This is a genomic window from Roseomonas gilardii subsp. gilardii (assembly GCF_023078375.1).
In the GTDB taxonomy this organism is placed as follows: domain Bacteria; phylum Pseudomonadota; class Alphaproteobacteria; order Acetobacterales; family Acetobacteraceae; genus Roseomonas; species Roseomonas gilardii.
In genome coordinates this window covers 815,532-830,963 of sequence record NZ_CP095554.1, presented here as the reverse complement: position 1 = coordinate 830,963, position 15,432 = coordinate 815,532, and the positions used below count along the sequence as shown (strand labels likewise).

Annotated in this window: 11 protein-coding genes and 1 pseudogene; all 12 read right to left on the bottom strand. The window is 71.5% G+C overall.

From position 1 onward, the window contains the following. Positions 1-58: 58 nt before the first annotated feature. Positions 59-2,740, bottom strand: coding sequence for a hybrid sensor histidine kinase/response regulator (locus MVG78_RS03870; RefSeq protein WP_247558351.1), 2,682 nt, complete (start codon positions 2,738-2,740; stop codon positions 59-61). A 400-nt stretch (positions 2,741-3,140) separates the two neighbouring features. Then, positions 3,141-6,038, bottom strand: a complete 2,898-nt coding sequence (gene polA / locus MVG78_RS03865) for a DNA polymerase I (RefSeq protein ID WP_247558348.1) — start codon at positions 6,036-6,038, stop codon at positions 3,141-3,143. Between the two features lie 35 nt (positions 6,039-6,073). Next, the gene (locus MVG78_RS03860; protein WP_247558346.1) at positions 6,074-6,298 is read right to left on the bottom strand and encodes a zinc-finger domain-containing protein; all 225 of its coding nucleotides are present in this window, start codon (positions 6,296-6,298) and stop codon (positions 6,074-6,076) included. A 419-nt stretch (positions 6,299-6,717) separates the two neighbouring features. Continuing rightward, positions 6,718-7,605: a prephenate/arogenate dehydrogenase family protein gene (locus tag MVG78_RS03855; protein WP_247558344.1), complete on the bottom strand. Its 888-nt coding sequence runs from the start codon at positions 7,603-7,605 to the stop codon at positions 6,718-6,720. After that, a complete protein-coding gene (gene hisC / locus MVG78_RS03850) occupies positions 7,602-8,684 on the bottom strand; it encodes a histidinol-phosphate transaminase (protein WP_247558342.1) in 1,083 nt (360 codons plus the stop codon). Before hisC ends, MVG78_RS03855 begins: the two co-directional genes overlap by 4 nt. Next, on the bottom strand, positions 8,681-9,334 hold the full coding sequence (locus tag MVG78_RS03845) for a hypothetical protein (protein ID WP_247558340.1): 654 nt from the start codon (positions 9,332-9,334) through the stop codon (positions 8,681-8,683). Before MVG78_RS03845 ends, hisC begins: the two co-directional genes overlap by 4 nt. Before the next feature lie 80 nt (positions 9,335-9,414). After that, positions 9,415-9,471, bottom strand: a pseudogene (locus MVG78_RS21935) (hypothetical protein); the annotation flags it as partial. Between the two features lie 528 nt (positions 9,472-9,999). Further along, complete coding sequence (locus tag MVG78_RS21930; RefSeq protein ID WP_428480742.1) at positions 10,000-10,881, bottom strand: ABC transporter permease; 882 nt, start codon at positions 10,879-10,881, stop codon at positions 10,000-10,002. An 11-nt stretch (positions 10,882-10,892) separates the two neighbouring features. Further along, positions 10,893-11,825, bottom strand: coding sequence for an ABC transporter permease (locus tag MVG78_RS03830; protein ID WP_247558338.1), 933 nt, complete (start codon positions 11,823-11,825; stop codon positions 10,893-10,895). Continuing rightward, positions 11,826-12,836, bottom strand: coding sequence for an ABC transporter ATP-binding protein (locus MVG78_RS03825; RefSeq protein ID WP_247558336.1), 1,011 nt, complete (start codon positions 12,834-12,836; stop codon positions 11,826-11,828). Beyond that, a complete protein-coding gene (locus MVG78_RS03820) occupies positions 12,833-13,864 on the bottom strand; it encodes an ABC transporter ATP-binding protein (RefSeq protein ID WP_247558334.1) in 1,032 nt (343 codons plus the stop codon). The genes MVG78_RS03825 and MVG78_RS03820 overlap by 4 nt, the downstream gene beginning before the upstream one ends. Further along, a complete protein-coding gene (locus MVG78_RS03815; protein WP_247558332.1) occupies positions 13,864-15,432 on the bottom strand; it encodes an ABC transporter substrate-binding protein in 1,569 nt (522 codons plus the stop codon). The genes MVG78_RS03820 and MVG78_RS03815 overlap by 1 nt, the downstream gene beginning before the upstream one ends.

Here is a 15,432-nt window from a genome sequence, read left to right as displayed (position 1 = left end):
TCCCCGGCGGCTCCGCCCTTCCAGGCTGTCAGCCGGGACAAGGCTTGCGGCGGCGGGGTCAGTCCCGCCGGGTCACCAGCACGGGCGGCATGGCCTGGCGCCGCAGCAGCGCCGCCCGCACCGCCTCGAACTCGGCGACGAGCCGCGCCGCCATCTCCGTGCCGTTCCGGCGCACCGTCTCGTCGCTGGCGAACTGCCAGTCGCGGCAGAGTTCCGGCAGAACCAGCGCGCCGACATTGGCCGCGCTGCTGCGCAGGGCATGCACCCTGTCCCGGAATGCCGCGCCGTCATCCCGGAGGACGGCCTTCCGCACCTCCTCCAGATGGGCGGCCGCTTCCGTGACGAAGGAGGCAACCACGTCAGCGACGAAGCCGGCGCCGCCCAGCGTCTCCAGATTGTCCAGCATCGTTTCATCGAGCAGCGGCAGGCCGGCCACAGCGGGCCCTCCTCCATGGGCAGGAGGAACAGGGGGCGGGGCCGGAGCCGGTGTGGACTCCGCCTGCGGCCTCGGATTCTCATAGACGGTCCAGGGCGGCGCAACCGCGGCGGGCCGGAGCGGGGCTCCGTCCGGCGGGACCAGGGCCAACGGAGCGGCCCGGCGCCCAGCCGGCGACGCTGCGGGCGGCTTGTCGTCCAGAAGGCGTTCCACGAGATCCAGTAGGGTCTCCAGATCGATCGGCTTGGTCAGGCAGGCATCCATGCCGGCCTCCAGCGCCCTCTCCCGTGCCTGGCTGGTGGCATCGGCGGTCAGGGCGACGATGGGCAGGTGCGGCTGGCCGAGCGAGGCCATGCGGTAGAGCTTGGTCGCCTCCAGCCCCCCCATGACCGGCATGTTGATATCCATCAGGACGAGGTCGAAGCTGTCCCGCTCCAGCAGGTCCAGCGCCTCCTCCCCGTTGCTGGCCAGGGTGGCGACATGGCCGCCGGTTTCCAGCATCCGCGAGAGCACCTTCTGGTTCACCCGGTTGTCGTCCACCACCAGGATATGCCGGCCGGGCACACGCCGGCTGGCCAGCGCCTGCTCCTCCTCCGTCCCCACCCGCCAGAGCGTATGGGCGGCGCGCAGCACGGGCGGCAGTTCCGTGGCCAGGCGCTGCGCCGACAGGATGGCGAAGGCCCCGAAGCGCCGCGAAGGTTCCGGGAGCCCGGGCAGCGTATCGGGCCGGATCAGCAGGACAGGCAGGCGCGCAGCCTCCGGCGGCAGATCGGGAAAGGCCGGCGGCGCCGGGTCCTCCAGGGCCTGTTCCGCCGGGGTGGCGGACTCCTCGCCCAGCAGGATCAGCATCCGCGGCCCATCGCCCGGCGATGCCAGCGGAGGAACCATGGAAGGGCCGAAGGGGGAGGCGGCGAGGAGCCGGCGGGCCTCGTCGCGGCTCCACGCCACGGCGAGGTACAGACCGGCAGGCCCCGCCGCCTGTTCCAGGGCCGGCAGCAGGCTGGCATCGTGAACCAGCACCACCGCATGCCAGGGGGTGGGCGGAGGAAGGTCCTCGGCGCCCACACGCTCCATGGGCAGGATGAGCCAGAGCGTGCTGCCGCGGCCCAGGCGGCTGCGTACCCCGATCTCGCCCCCCTGCGCCCGGACCAGGCGGCGGGAGATGGACAGGCCCAGCCCCGTGCCACCGAAATCATTGGCGATCCGCTCATGCGCCTGGGTGAAGCTCTCGAAGATCCGCTCCTGGGCCTCGGGCGCGATGCCGATCCCGGTATCCGACACCTCCAGCCGCAGCAGGATGTTTCCCGCCTGCTCCTGCATGTCCAGCGCCAGGACCACCCCGCCCTGATGGGTGAACTTCACCGCGTTGCCGGTCAGGTTCAGCAGCACCTCGCCCAGGCGCCGCCGATCGCCGCGCAGCAGGCCGGTGCTGCGCGGCGTGACATGGAAGCCGAGCCGCAGGTCCTTCTCCAGCGCCTGGGCGGTGACCAGCCGTGCCGCATCGCGCAGCACCGCCACCGGATCGAAGACCACCTGCTCGAAGCTGACGCGGCCCGCATCCAGCCGCGACAGGTTCAGCAGGTCGTCGATCAGCGAGATCAGAGCGCGCGTGGAGGTCTGGATCGTCCCCGTCATCTCCCGCTGTTCCGGCTGCAGCGGCGTGCGGCGCAGCAGGTCGTTCATGCCGATGATGGCGGTGACCGGCGTGCGCAATTCGTGGCTGACGCTGGCCAGGAAGAGGCTCTTCGCCTGGCTGGCCTGTTCCGCCTGGTCCCGCGCCAGGGACAGCTTGCGGATCAGCATGGCGGCATAGCCGGGCAGGACGATCAGCCCCGCCAGCAGGCCCAGGCCCAGGGGATAATTGGCCTGCCAATAGGGCGAGACGTGGATGATGGTGCCGAAGGCCAGGATGGACAGGCCCGCCGCGAAGCCGAGATAGGCGATGCCGAAGCGGAAGCCGTTGCCGAAGATCACCCAGAGATAGAGCGGGTAGAGCGCGGCCACATAGACCCCGCCGGTGAGCAGCCCACCTGACAGGATGCCGAGATCCAGCACGATCCCCGCCAGGCGCCGCAGCACGGAAACCCCGGGGCGGAGCATCAGATGCCCGAAGATCAGCAAGGTCGCGACGGCGAAGACGGCGCAGAGCCGCCGCGCCTCCTCCAGCGAGGCGTCGGAGGGCACCACCAGGAAGAAGTACACCAGCGCGCAAAGGGCGATCGCCACCCGGTTCAGGGCGATCTCGTGTTCCTTGTCGGGACGGCGGCGGAGCCGGGCAACGACCCAGCGTAAAGGTGAGGCCACGGGTACGATCCAGAACGTCGGAGAGCCGGGGAAACCCTCCTCCCGGCACGGTTATAACCCCGGCTGACAGGACGGGGCGACCGTGGCACGGATTGTCGTTGCGATACGATTATAAAATATTCAGCCAGGGGTTGTTCTGGAGAACAAACTGCCCGCCGGGATTCTTCCTTCCAAATCAACAACAAGTCACTCATGACATCAGGGGGTCGCCTGCGCCCGATGGCCGAGGCGATGGAGGAAAAACACAACCTGGGGTGAAAATGAGGCGCTCGCAGGCACCCGGCGGACGCTGTGCCTACACCGGTGTCACGCCGCCTCCAGATTCAGAGGGGCCGCATCGCTCCGTTGAGGCCATGCGGCAGCGGGTCGGGGGGAACCCACGCCCGCCCGCCGGCCGTCATCAGTGCGCCTCGGCCCAGGAATGCCCCGTGCCGACCTCCACGGAGAGGGGGACATGCAGGGTCGCCACGCCCTCCATCACCTCCCGCACCAGCGTCGCGGTCGCCTCGACCTCGCCCTCCGGCACCTCGAAGAGCAGTTCGTCATGCACCTGCAACAGCATCCGCGCCGACAGCCCGGCCTCGCGCAGCGCCAGCGGCATGCGGACCATGGCGCGCTTGATGATCTCCGCCGCGCCCCCCTGGAAGGGGGCGTTGATCGCCTGCCGCTCGGCATTGGCGCGGATCTGTGCCTGCTTGGCGGTGATGTCGGGAATCCAGAGCGCCCGGCCGAAGGAGGTGCGGACGAAGCCGTTGATCCGGGCCTCCTCCTTGATTGCCTCCATCGCGTCGCGGATGCCCGGATACTGCGCGAAATAGGCGTCGATGATCCCCCGCGCCTCGCCCGGGGAAATGCCCAGCCGCGGCCCCAGGCCGAAGGCCGAGATGCCGTAGATGATGCCGAAATTCACCGTCTTGGCCCGGCGGCGCAACTCACGGTCCACCGGCGCCCCCTCCGGCAGGCGGAAGATCTCCCGCGCCGTGCGGGTGTGGATGTCCTCGCCCTTGCTGAAGGCTTCGCGCAGCGTCGGCACGTCAGCCATATGGGCCAGCAGCCGCAGCTCGATCTGCGAATAATCCGCCGCCAGCAGCACATGGCCCGGCTCCGCCACGAAGGCGCGGCGGATCCTGGCGCCTTCCTCCGTGCGGATGGGGATGTTCTGCAGGTTGGGCTCGGTGGAGGACAGCCGGCCGGTGGAGGTGATGGCCATGCTGAAATCGGTGTGTACGCGGCCATCGGCGGCGATCTGCGCCTGCAGCCCCTCCACATAGGTGGATTTCAGCTTGGAGAGCTGCCGCCAGTCCAGCACCTTGCGGGGCAGCTCGTGGCCCTGCGCCGCCAGTTCCTCCAGCACGAAGACATCGGTGGAATAGGCGCCGGTCTTGCCCTTGCGGCCGCCGGGCAGGCCCATCTCGCCGAACAGGATCTCGCCGAGCTGCTTGGGGGAGCCGACATTGAAGGCGCGGCCGGCGAGGCCATGGATCTCCGCCTCCAGCGCCACCATGCGCTGCGAGAAATCCTCGCCGATCCGCGCCAGCTCCACGCCGTCCACCTTGATGCCGGCCGTCTCCATGTCGCGCAGCACGGCGATCATGCGGCGCTCGACCTGCTCGTAGAGGGCGAGCGCCTTGCGCTCGCGCAGGAGCGGCTTCAGCGCCAGCCAGAGGCGCAGCGTGACATCCGCATCCTCGGCGGCATAGGCGGTGGCCTGGTCCAGCGGCACCTGGGCGAAGGGCTTGCGCGCCCGGCCCGTGCCGGTCACCTCGTCATAGGTGATCGGCTGGTGCGCGAGGTGCCGGCGGGACAGCTCATCCATCCCATGCCCATGCCGCCCGGCATCGAGGCTGTAGGAGAGCAGCATGGTGTCGTCCACCGGCCCGACCGTGAGGCCGCCATTCTCGGGGCGCGCCAGGACCTCGGTGTCGTATTTCGCGTTGTGCAGCACCTTCAGCGTGCCGGGCTCGGCCAGCAGCGGGCGCAGCAGGGCGATGGCCTCCTCGAAGGGCACCTGCTGCGGCGCCGGCTGCAACAGGTCGCCCGAGGCATGGCGCAGCGGCAGATAGGCCGCCTGTCCCGGCGCCACGGCGAGGCAGACGCCCACCAGATTGGCCGCCAGCGCGTCCAGGCTGTCCGTCTCCGTGTCCACCGCCACCACCCCGGCTTCGCGCGCCCGGGCGATCCAGCCCTCCAGCGTGGCGAGGTCGGTGATCGTCTCATAGGGGCCGAAGGGCGCGGCCTCGGCCGGCACCGCCAACGGCTCCGCCGGCACAGGCGCCTCCAGCGCGGCTGGCGGGCGGCGCGCCCCGCTGTCGCGCAGCCCGTCCTGATTCAGCCCCAGCCGGTGCTGCAGCGAGCGGAAGCCGTTGCGCTCCAGGAAGCCGCTCAGCCGCGCCGGCTCGGGCGGCCGGGTGACGAATTCCTCCACCGGATGTGGCAGGGGAGCGTTGCGGTCCAGCTCCACCAGCCGGCGGCTGATGCGGGCATTCTCCGCATTCTCCTCCAGCGTCTGGCGGCGCTTGGGCTGCCTGATCTCGGATAGGCGGGAGAGCAGCGTCTCCACGTCGCCATAGGTCTCGATGAGCTGGGCGGCGGTCTTGATGCCGATGCCCGGCACGCCCGGCACGTTGTCGGTGGGATCGCCGGCCAGCGCCTGCACCTCGACCACCTTCTCCGGCGGCACGCCGAACTTCTCCATCACCTCGGCGGCGCGGATCGGCTTCTGCTTGATCGGGTCCAGCAGCTCGACACGCTCGTCCACGAGCTGCATCAGGTCCTTGTCGGAGGAGACGATCGTCACCCGTCCGCCATCCCGCGCGAAGGCGGTGGCATAGGAGGCGATCATGTCGTCCGCCTCATAGCCCTGCTGCTCCACGCAGGCGACGCCGAAGGCCGCCGTGGCCTCGCGGATCATCCTGAACTGCGGCACCAGTTCCGGCGGCGGCTCGGGCCGGTGCGCCTTGTAGTCGGGGTAGATCTCGTTGCGGAAGGTGGTGCGGGAGGCGTCGAAGACCACGGCGATGTGGCTGCCCACATGCCTGGACAGGAAGTTCGACAGCATGCCGGAAAAGCCGAAGACGGCGTTCACTGGCACGCCCTCCGGATTGGTCATCGGCGGCAGGGCATGGAAGGCCCGGAAGATGTAGCCGGCCCCGTCCACCAGGATCAGGTGCCGCTCGCCCCGGGGCGTGGCCGGCACGTCGCCCGCCGCGCCCGGCATGTTGGTGACGGCGGCCGTGGCCGCTTCCTGCTCCGGACCCGTGCTGTCATGGGGGGTCCCGGAGGGCGCATCCTCGGTCATCGCCGCCCCTTCCGTCCTCGTTCCTGCCAGACGCCTCAGTGGTGGCCGTCATCCCCGGCGCCCTCGGCCAGCACATAGGTGCGCGAGCAGTAGGGGCAGGTGACCTCCCGGTCCTCGATCCGCATGTAGATGGTGGGGTGCCCCAGCGCGCCCTTGCCGCCGTCACAGGCCACCACCCGGCTTTCCACCGTGACCTTATCCTCCGGCGTCACGCCGGGCACGATATGGGGGGTATAGCCGGTGTAGCCGCTGTCGCGCATCGGATCGCTCGCCTGCTGGAAGGTGGGAGCCCCTAGATAGGCCCTCCGCGCCCTCCGGGCCAGGGTGGGGGTCCAAAGGCTTTGCCCGGCGGCCTCCCTCCCGGGGGAAGGCCCTGCCTTCCCCCGGCCCCCCATCCGCCAGGACCCTGCGGGCCCTGGACCCGGTTCGCTGGTTCCTGCTGATGCGGGGTCACGCCGGAGAGCGATGCTCTCCGGCGACTGCGGGCGCCACCAGCGTGGACAAGGTTTTTCTGCTTCTGGGAGCCCCGCTGATCCGCCTGCTCCCAGGGATCGGGCCAGGGGGCTGACCTTGCCGCCCGTGCCAACGAAAGGCGGGGCCTGGGGGGATACCATCCCCCCAGCGGAGGGGGGCCGGGGGAGGCGGAGCCTCCGCCCGGGGCATCCGCCAGACCCCCGCCTCAGGCCTGCTTCATCTCGATCAGCGAGCGCCGGACCTTGCGCCCGCGCTGGATGCGGTCCTCGATGAACTCCGCCTCGCCCCAGCGCACCGCGCGGCCCAGGGCCTGGGCGTCCTCGGTGAAGCGCGCCAGCATTTCCAGCAGCGCCTCGCGGTTGTTCAGGAAGATGTCGCGCCACATGGCCACGTCGCTGGCGGCGATGCGGGTGAAGTCGCGGAAGCCAGAGGCGGCGAAGCGCAGGATGTTGTCCTGCGTCTCCTGCGCCAGATCGTCGGCGGTGGAACAGATGGTGAAAGCGATCAGGTGCGGCAGGTGGGAGACGATGGCCACCACCTTGTCGTGCTTGGCGGCGTCCATCACCTCCAGCGTCGAACCCGCGCGGCGCCACATCTCCGCGACCTTCTCCACCGCGGCCGGATCGGTGCCGGGCGGCGGCGTCAGGATCACCCAGCGGCCCTGGAACAGCGCGGCGAAGCCGGCATCGGGGCCGGAGAATTCGGTGCCCGCCATGGGATGCCCCGGCACCAGATGCACCCCTTCCGGCAGCAGCGGCACCAGGTCGCGCAGCACGCTGCTCTTGGTGCTGCCGACATCGCTCAGCACGCAGCCGGGGGCGAGATGCGGCGCGATCACCGACATCACCCCGTGATAGGCGCCCACGGGAACGCAGAGGATGACCGCGTCGCAGCCTTCCACGGCGCGCACGGGGTTGGGCTCCACCGTATCGGCGAGGCCCAGTTCCCGGACCCGCCCGATCACCGGGGCGGAACTGTCATGCACCACCAGGTGCCGGGCGATGTCGCCCCGTTCCCGGATCAGCCGGGCGAGGGAGGAGCCGATCAGCCCCGCGCCGATGATGCAGAGGCGGCGGAAGAGAGGGTCGCTCATCCGCGCGCGAAGCCGGTGAGCGCCTCGATCACCATCTCGCATTCCTCGGCATTGCCGATGGTGACGCGGAGATAGCGCGGCAGGCCATAGCCGCCCATGGCGCGCACGATCAGCCCGCGCGCACGCAGATGCGCGTCGGCGGCCTTGGCGCGCTCGGGGCTGCCGAAATCCACCAGCACGAAATTGGTCTCGCTCGGCCGCACCGGCAGGCCGGCCGCCTCCAGCGCCGCGCTGAGCTTCGCGCGCCAGGCGCTGTTGTGCGCGACGTTCCTCTCGATCCAGCCCGGCTCGGCCAGGGCGGCGATGCCGGCGGCGGCGGCGGCGGCGTTCACGTTGAACGGCCCGCGCACGCGGCCCAGCACATCGACGATGGCGGACGAGGCATAGGCCCAGCCCAGCCGCATCCCGCCCAGCCCGTAGATCTTGCTGAAGGTGCGCAGCATCACCGTGTTGTCGCTGGCATCCACGAGCTTCGCGCCGGCGTCGTAGCCCAGCGCGGTGACGTATTCCGCATAGGCGGAATCCAGCGCCAGAAGGATGTCGCCGCGCAGCCCTGCGCGCAGGCGCTCGACCTCGCTCTGCGGCAGCAGCGTGCCGGTCGGGTTGTTCGGGTTGGTGAGGAAGACCAGCTTCGTGCGCGGACCGACCGCGGCCAGCATGGCGTCCACATCGGCGGTCAGGTCGCGCTCCGGCACCTTGATGACGCGGCAGCCGGCCCAGAGCCCGGTCAGCTCATACATCTGGAAGCCGTAGGCGGACATGACGAGCTCCGTGCCCTCGCCGCCATAGGCCATGATCAGCAGCGCGATCAGCTCGTCCGATCCGTTGCCGCAGACGATGCGCGCCGGGTCCAGCCCATGCGCCGCGCCGATCGCCTCGCGCAGTGCCTTCGCCCCGCCATCGGGATAGCGGTGCGCCTCCGTGGCCATCTTCCGGATCGCCTCGACCGCGCTGGGCGGCGGGCCGAAGGCGCCCTCGTTGGAGGACAGCTTCACGATGCGGTTCACGCCCGGGATCCTGGATTCGCCGCCGACATAGGGTTCGACGGCGAGGATGGAGGGGCGGGGCATCACGGTCATGGCAGGCTCTCCGGCTCGGCATAGGCGCCGAGCAGATCGGCGCGTGGATTCTTCAGGCGGGGGTCGTCGGGGGTGAGGAACCCCTCGATCTCGGCCAGGGCACAGCCTTCGGCCCCCCTGTCGGCGCCGCGCGCGGCACCCGTCTCATGCGGGTGCGGCAGGTCGCGGAAGGGGATCAGCCGCAGCACCTTCAGCCCCGCCGCCGACAGGGCGGCGGCGAGCGCGTCGCGCGACATGTCCGGCGCATGGGCCACGCGCAGCAGGGAGCGGTCGCGCCCCGTGGCCTCCGGCGCCATGGCGGCGACCACCAGCGCCTGCGGCCGCTGCCCCGGTGTGGCGAGGAAGGGCAGCGCCGCCACCACATGCAGGCGCGGCGCCTCCAGCCGCAGCCACCAGGCGGCCTCGGTCAGGTCGCCTTCGTCCGGCATCGGCAGGATGGCGAGATTCGCCTCCCCGGCGGAGAGCGCGGCCAGGACCCGGCCCGCCGTCGCGTGCAGGCGCAGCGTGCTGCCCTCGCCGAAATGCGCCCGCGCCAGCGCGGAAAGCAGAGCTTCCCCCGGATTCTCCCGCTGCGGCTGCAGCACCGCGAGGGACAGCGGCCCCTGCTGCGACAGGGAGGCGGCGATGATCTCCCGCCAGACCCGGACCACCGTACCGGCCGGGAGGGGGGATGGTGGCGGGCCAGGAGGCGGCGCAGGATTCCGGCCTCGCGGCCCGGGCGATAGGGGAAGCTGCCGTTCTTCACCCGGCTGGCGGCCATGCGGGCGGACAGGGCCGCCCGGCGCATCAGCAGGTCGTGCATCGCGTCGTCGATCGAATCGATCTCGGCACGGAGCGACGCCAGGTCGGGCGATGACAGATCGGGCGACGGCAGGTCGGTCATGATATCCGGCGAACCCATAATGCCCTCCTTGCCCCGCGCCAAGGCGAAGGGAAAGGGCGGGCCGTGCCGGATTGCGCCGGCTTGGCGGATTCGCAGGGCTGCCTCCCGCGGGGCGGGACGGAACGTATCATACGAACAGCGGAATGCTGGACCCTTGGAGGTGCCACACGCCGTCCACCCATCGCCTTTGTGGGCCGGGGCCTACCGGACGGGTTCCTTTAGGATTTTAGGATTTTAATCTTTTAGCCGCCTGGGCGGTTTCCGGGCTTTTTCAACTTGGCAGAGGGGTGGTGCGGGTCGCATGAGCGGATTCTGATTATATTCCCATATCCCGGGTGAGCTTCGGGATGCAAGAGGTGTTCGGGCGCGGGCGGCAGGGTGCGTGGCCCTAGGGGAGAGGCAGGGCCTCTCTCCCGGGGCCGGCCGCGAAGCCTACCGCAGCGTCGGGTCCAGCCGGTCGCGCAGCCAGTCGCCGGCCAGGCTGACCGAGAGGGTGGTCAGCACGATCACGACGGAGGGGGCGAGCAGGATCCAGGGCGCGCGGGTCAGGTATTCGCGCCCATAGCCCACCATGTTGCCGAGCGAGGTCATGGGCGGCTGCACGCCCAGGCCGAGGAAGGAGAGCCCGCTTTCCAGCAGGATGATCTCCGGGAAGGCCAGGGTCATCGACACGATCAGGGTGGAGGCGATGTTGGGCAGCACGTGCCGGCCATAGATGCGCCAGGGCGAGGCGCCGAGCTGCCGCACCGCCGCCGCGTAGCCCTGCGCGCCGGCGCTGATGGCGAGGCCGCGGGCGATGCGGGCATAGCGTTCCCAGCCGTTGAGGCCGAGCAGGCAGATGAAGAGCGGCAGGCTGTTGCCGAAGAAGGCCAGCACCGCGAGGGCCAGGATCAGGAAGGGCATGGCCGCCTGGAAATCCACCAGCGCCATCACCGCCTGTTCCACCAGCCCGCGGAAATGCGCGGCCAGGAAGCCCAGGGCCGTGCCCAGCACCGCCGAGATGGCGGTGGCGCCGAAGGCGATCAGCAGGCTCATGCGGATCGAGGCGATGAGCCGGCTCAGCACGTCGCGGCCCAGTTCGTCCGTGCCCAGCGGGTGCAGCCAGGTGCCCCCCAGCCCGACCGGCGGGGCGAGGCGGGCGCGCAGGTCGAGCGCGGTGATGGGGAAGGGGCTGATCCATTCCGCCGTGAGGGCCACCGCCAGCATCAGCGCCACCCAGCCCAGGCCGAGCCGCACGGGCCAGGGGACCGGGGCGCGCTTCGGCGCGGGTGGGGCCAGGGTGGCCGGGGCCGTGGGGAGGGCGAGGTCGGACATGCGGCGGGGCCTCAATGCGCGCCGGCGGCGCCGGCCCGCAGCCGCGGGTCGAGCGTGCCGTAGAGCAGGTCCACGGCGAGGTTCGCGGCCACCATGGTGGCGGCCACCAGCAGCAGGATGCACTGCACCACCGCGAGATCCCGGTTCGCCACCGCCACCACCAGCAGGCGGCCGACGCCGGGCCAGGAGAAGACGCTTTCCACCACCACCGCGCCGGCCAGCAGGCTGCCCACCATGAAGCCCACGATGGTCACGGTGGGGATGGCGGCGTTGGGCAGGGCGTGGCGGCGCACGGCGACGGGCCAGGGCACCCCCTTGGCCAGGGCGGTGCGCATATAGGGCTGGCCCAGCACCTCCAGCATGGCGGAGCGGGTGAAGCGCGCCAGCACGGCGGCGCCGCCCAGGCCCAGGGTGATCACCGGCAGGATGGCGTGGCGCCAACTGTCCTGGCCGCCGGAGGGCAGCCAGCCGAGCTGCACGGCGAAGACCAGCACCAGCACCAGGCCCAGCACGAAGGAGGGTACGGTGAAGCCGGCCACGGCCAGGAACATCACGCCCCGGTCGATCCAGGAATTGCGGTGCAGGGCGGCATAGACGCCGGCCGGGATGCCGAGGCAGAGCTTGATCAGCAGGGCCGGGATGGTGAGGGCGAGCGTGGCCGGGACACGTTCCGCCACCAGCTCGATGGCGGAGCGGCCGTCGCGCATCGACTGCCCGAGATCGCCATGCAGGATGGCGCCGAAATAGCGCAGGTACTGCACCCAGAGCGGGTCATCGAGGCCCCAGGCGCGGCGGAAGGCGGCGATGGCCTCGGGCGGCGCATCGGCGCTCATGATCAACAGCGCCGGGTCGCCGGACAGGCGCAGCACGATGAAGGCGAAGCTGACCACCAGCAGCAGGGTCAACAGCGCGCGGAACAGGCGGATGCCGAGGAAACGGAGCATTCAGGCGGCTTCCAGCACGGGTGTGTCCGGCAGGCCGGTGCCGGCGGGCATGTCGCCCTGTGCCACGTGGCAGGCGACGAGGCGGCCGTCGCCGCGCAGCTTCAGCGCCGGCGCCTCCCGCCCGCAGAGCGGGCCGGCCACGGGGCAGCGGGGATGGAAGGCGCAGCCGGCGGGCCGCGCCGCCGGGTTGGGCGGATCGCCGCGCAGCACGATGCGGGCGCCGCGCCGCCCTGGCTGCGGGATGGCGGAGACCAGGGCCCGGGCATAGGGGTGGGCGGGGTCGTGCAGCACCGCGTCGGGATCGCCTTCCTCCACGATGCGGCCGAGATACATCACCGCCACCCGGCGGCTGACCTGGCGCACCGCGCGCAGGTCGTGGCTGACGAAGAGCATGGCGATCCCGGTGCGCTCCTGCACCTCGCCGAGCAGGTTCATCACCTGCGCCTGGATCGAGACGTCCAGCGCGCTGATCGGCTCGTCGCAGACCAGCAGGGCGGGGCCGGTGGCCAGGGCGCGGGCCAGCACGGCGCGCTGCCGCTGCCCGCCGGACAGTTCATGCGGATAGCGCGCGCCCTGGTCGGGGCGCAGCCCCACGGCGCGCAGCAGCGCCTCGGCCTTCGCCGCCCGTTCGGAGGCACCGCCGAGGCCGTGGATCTCCAGCGGCTCGGCGATCTGCGCGGCGACCGTCAGCCGGCGGTCGAGCGCGCCCAGCGGGTCCTGGAACACCATCTGCATCCGGGCCCGCTGGCGGCGCCAGGCCGGGCTGCCCGGCACCGGCATCGGCGCGCCCTCGAATCGGACCATGCCCTCATCCGGGCTTTCCAGCCCCAGCACGAGGCGGCCGGTGGTGGACTTGCCGCAGCCGGATTCGCCCACCAGCCCGAGCGTCTCGCCCGGGCGCAGCTCCAGCGACACGCCGTCCACGGCGCGGACCTCGGCGACCCGGCCCAGCAGGCCGCGCCGCATGGCGTAGCGGCGCACCAGCCCCTGCGCCTGGAGGAGAAGGCTCATGCCGAGTGCATCTCCTGCTGCCGGGGGATGGGCAGTGGCGGGATGCCGCGCGGCGGCACCGGGCGGAAGCAGGCGGCGCGATGGCCGGGCTCCACCGTGGCCAGGCGCGGCAGGGCAGCATCGCAGGCCGCCACGTGGCGGGGGCAGCGCGGCCCGAAGGGGCAGCCGGGGGGCATGGCCCAGGGCTCCGGCACGGCGCCGGGAATGGCGGCGAGCGGGCGGCGCGGCCCGCTGATCGGCGGCAGGGCGGCGAGCAGCCCGTCCGCATAGGGATGCAGCGGGGCGTTGAGCAGGCGCTCCGTGGCGGCCTCCTCGATCACCTGCCCGGCATAGAGGACGCAGATGCGATCGCAGGTTTCCCCCACCACGCCGAGGTCGTGGCTGATCAGCACCAGCGCCATGCCGGTGTCGCGGCGGATCTCCGTCAGCAGTTCCAGGATCTGCGCCTGGATGGTGACGTCCAGCGCCGTGGTCGGCTCGTCCGCCACCAGCAGCTCCGGCTGGCCGGCCAGGGCCATGGCGATCATCACGCGCTGGTTCTGCCCGCCCGACAGCTCGTGCGGATAGGCATCCAGGCGCCGCCGGGCATCGGGCATGCCGACCTGGTCGAGCAGCCGCTTCGCCTCGGCCCGCGCCGCCTCGCCCGACAGGCCGCGATGCAGCGCCAGCGCCTCGGTGATCTGCCGGCCGATCCGGTGGACCGGGTTCAGGCTGCTCGCCGGGTCCTGGAAGATCATGGCGACGCGGCCGCCGCGCACACGGTCCAGCACCGCCGGCGCGGCGCCGAGGAGCTCGGCGCCGTCCAGCCGCACGCTGCCGGTGACGCGTGCCCTGGGCGGCAGCAGGCCCAGCGCCGCCAGCCAGGTGACGGACTTGCCGCAGCCGGACTCGCCCACCAGGGCCAGGGATTCGCCGCGCCCGATGGTGAGGTCCACGCCGCGCAGCGCGGGCGTGCCGTCGAAGCTGACGGCGAGGTTGCGGATCTCGACGAGCGGCGTGCCGGGGGCGGGTGCTTCGGTCGCCCGCATCAGGCCCCCCAGTTCCCGGCGCGGAAATCCATCACGAAGGCCTGGGCCGGCTTCCAGCGGATGTCGCGGCGCTTGCCGGTGAAGTTCGCGGTCTGGTGCAGGACCGTCCAGGCCGGGTCCTCGCGCTCGGCGATCTCCAGCATGCGGGCCCAGGCGCGCCGGCGCTGCGCCGCGTCGCTGCCGTTCTCCAGCACCGCGGAAAGGTCGCCGAACTCCTCGTTGCGCCATTCGCCGCCGACCCAGGCCGAGCCCTGCCGGCCGAAATTCGGCGGCGTCTGCGACACCGGGTCGCCGAAGGAGGCGCCGTTGGACCAGTCGCGGATGGCGCGGTCCGGCCCCGGTTCGGTGATCTGGGACCAGTTCTCCCGCATCTCGATGCGCACGTTCACCCCGGCCTCGCGCCAGCCCTCGACCAGGATCTGCGCCGTCGAGGTCTGCGCGGTGTAGTAGTTGTTCAGCACGCGGTAGGGGATCGGCTCGCCCTTGTAGCCGGACTGCTTCAGCAGGCGCCGGGCCTCGGCCAGGTCGTATTTCGGCACGGTCCAGTCGCGCACCAGCATGTCGCCGAAGAACTCGAACTGCAGGCCGGGCGGCACGCGGGTGCGGCCGGACCACAGCGCCTGGACGATGGCCTCGCGGTCGATCGCATGCGTCAGGGCGCGGCGGACCAGCGGATCGGCGAGGACGGCATGATGCTTGTCGAAGACGAGGATGCGGTGGTTGCCGATCAGCCCGCCCACCACCTCGTGGCGCGGATTGCGCTCGATCTCGGCGATCTGGTCGGGCGGGATGTCGCAGGCGAAGTCCGCCTCGCCGGATTGCAGCATGGCGATGCGGGCGGCCACCTCCGGCACCTCCAGGAAGCGGATGCGCGAGAGCGGCGGGCGGCCGCCCCAGTAGTCGTCGAAAGCCTCCAGGACCAGATGGTGGTCCGGGCGGAATTCCACGACGCGGTAGGGGCCGGTGCCCACGGGCCGGCGCGACCATTGCGACCAGTCCGCGACCGCCTCGTAGGCGGCGGCGGAATGGATGGTGGCGAGGGAGCGGCTGAGCTTGCCCTCCAGCGTCACGTCGGGCGTGCGGTTGACGAAGCGGACCGTGCGGGCATCGACGATCTCCACCCGGTCGAAGCCGGGGAAGGAACGGCGCGCCACGGCCACCGCCTCGGGCGGCGGGTTGCGCGGGCTGCCCTCGGCGCCCCACATGCGCGGGCCGAAGGAATGCGCGACATCCTCCGCCGTCATCATCCGGCCGTCATGGAAGCGCACGCCCTCGCGCAGCGTCAGCTCCAGCCGCCGCGCGTCCAGGCGGCGCCAGGAACTCGCCAGGCCCGGACGCAGCGACAGGTCGCCGGTCCAGTCCGTGTCGATCAGCGGCTCGGCATAGGAGTAGAAGATCCGGCCACCCACATTCGACTGCTCGCGCAGCATCTCCAGCGAGTTGCTGTTGCTGATCTTCTGCACCGCCACGGTGATGGCGGGGCGCGTGGTCTGGCCGATGGCGAGGTGCGGCAGGCACAGGGCCGCGCCGGCCGAGGCCAGCGCGGCGCGTCGGGTCAGTCCGGGCAT

Bases quoted from the DNA above. Each gene is read 5' to 3' on its own strand.
- hisC (WP_247558342.1), bottom strand. From the start codon at position 8,684: ATGACCGTGATGCCCCGCCCCTCCATCCTCGCCGTCGAACCCTATGTC.
- MVG78_RS03825 (WP_247558336.1), bottom strand. From the start codon at position 12,836: ATGAGCCTTCTCCTCCAGGCGCAGGGGCTGGTGCGCCGCTACGCCATG.
- MVG78_RS03820 (WP_247558334.1), bottom strand. From the start codon at position 13,864: ATGCGGGCGACCGAAGCACCCGCCCCCGGCACGCCGCTCGTCGAGATC.
- MVG78_RS03860 (WP_247558346.1), bottom strand. From the start codon at position 6,298: ATGCGCGACAGCGGCTACACCGGCTATACCCCCCATATCGTGCCCGGC.
- MVG78_RS03855 (WP_247558344.1), bottom strand. From the start codon at position 7,605: ATGAGCGACCCTCTCTTCCGCCGCCTCTGCATCATCGGCGCGGGGCTG.
- polA (WP_247558348.1), bottom strand. From the start codon at position 6,038: ATGACCGAGGATGCGCCCTCCGGGACCCCCCATGACAGCACGGGTCCG.
- MVG78_RS03815 (WP_247558332.1), bottom strand. From the start codon at position 15,432: ATGCCCGGACTGACCCGACGCGCCGCGCTGGCCTCGGCCGGCGCGGCC.
- MVG78_RS03830 (WP_247558338.1), bottom strand. From the start codon at position 11,825: ATGCTCCGTTTCCTCGGCATCCGCCTGTTCCGCGCGCTGTTGACCCTG.
- MVG78_RS21930 (WP_428480742.1), bottom strand. From the start codon at position 10,881: ATGTCCGACCTCGCCCTCCCCACGGCCCCGGCCACCCTGGCCCCACCC.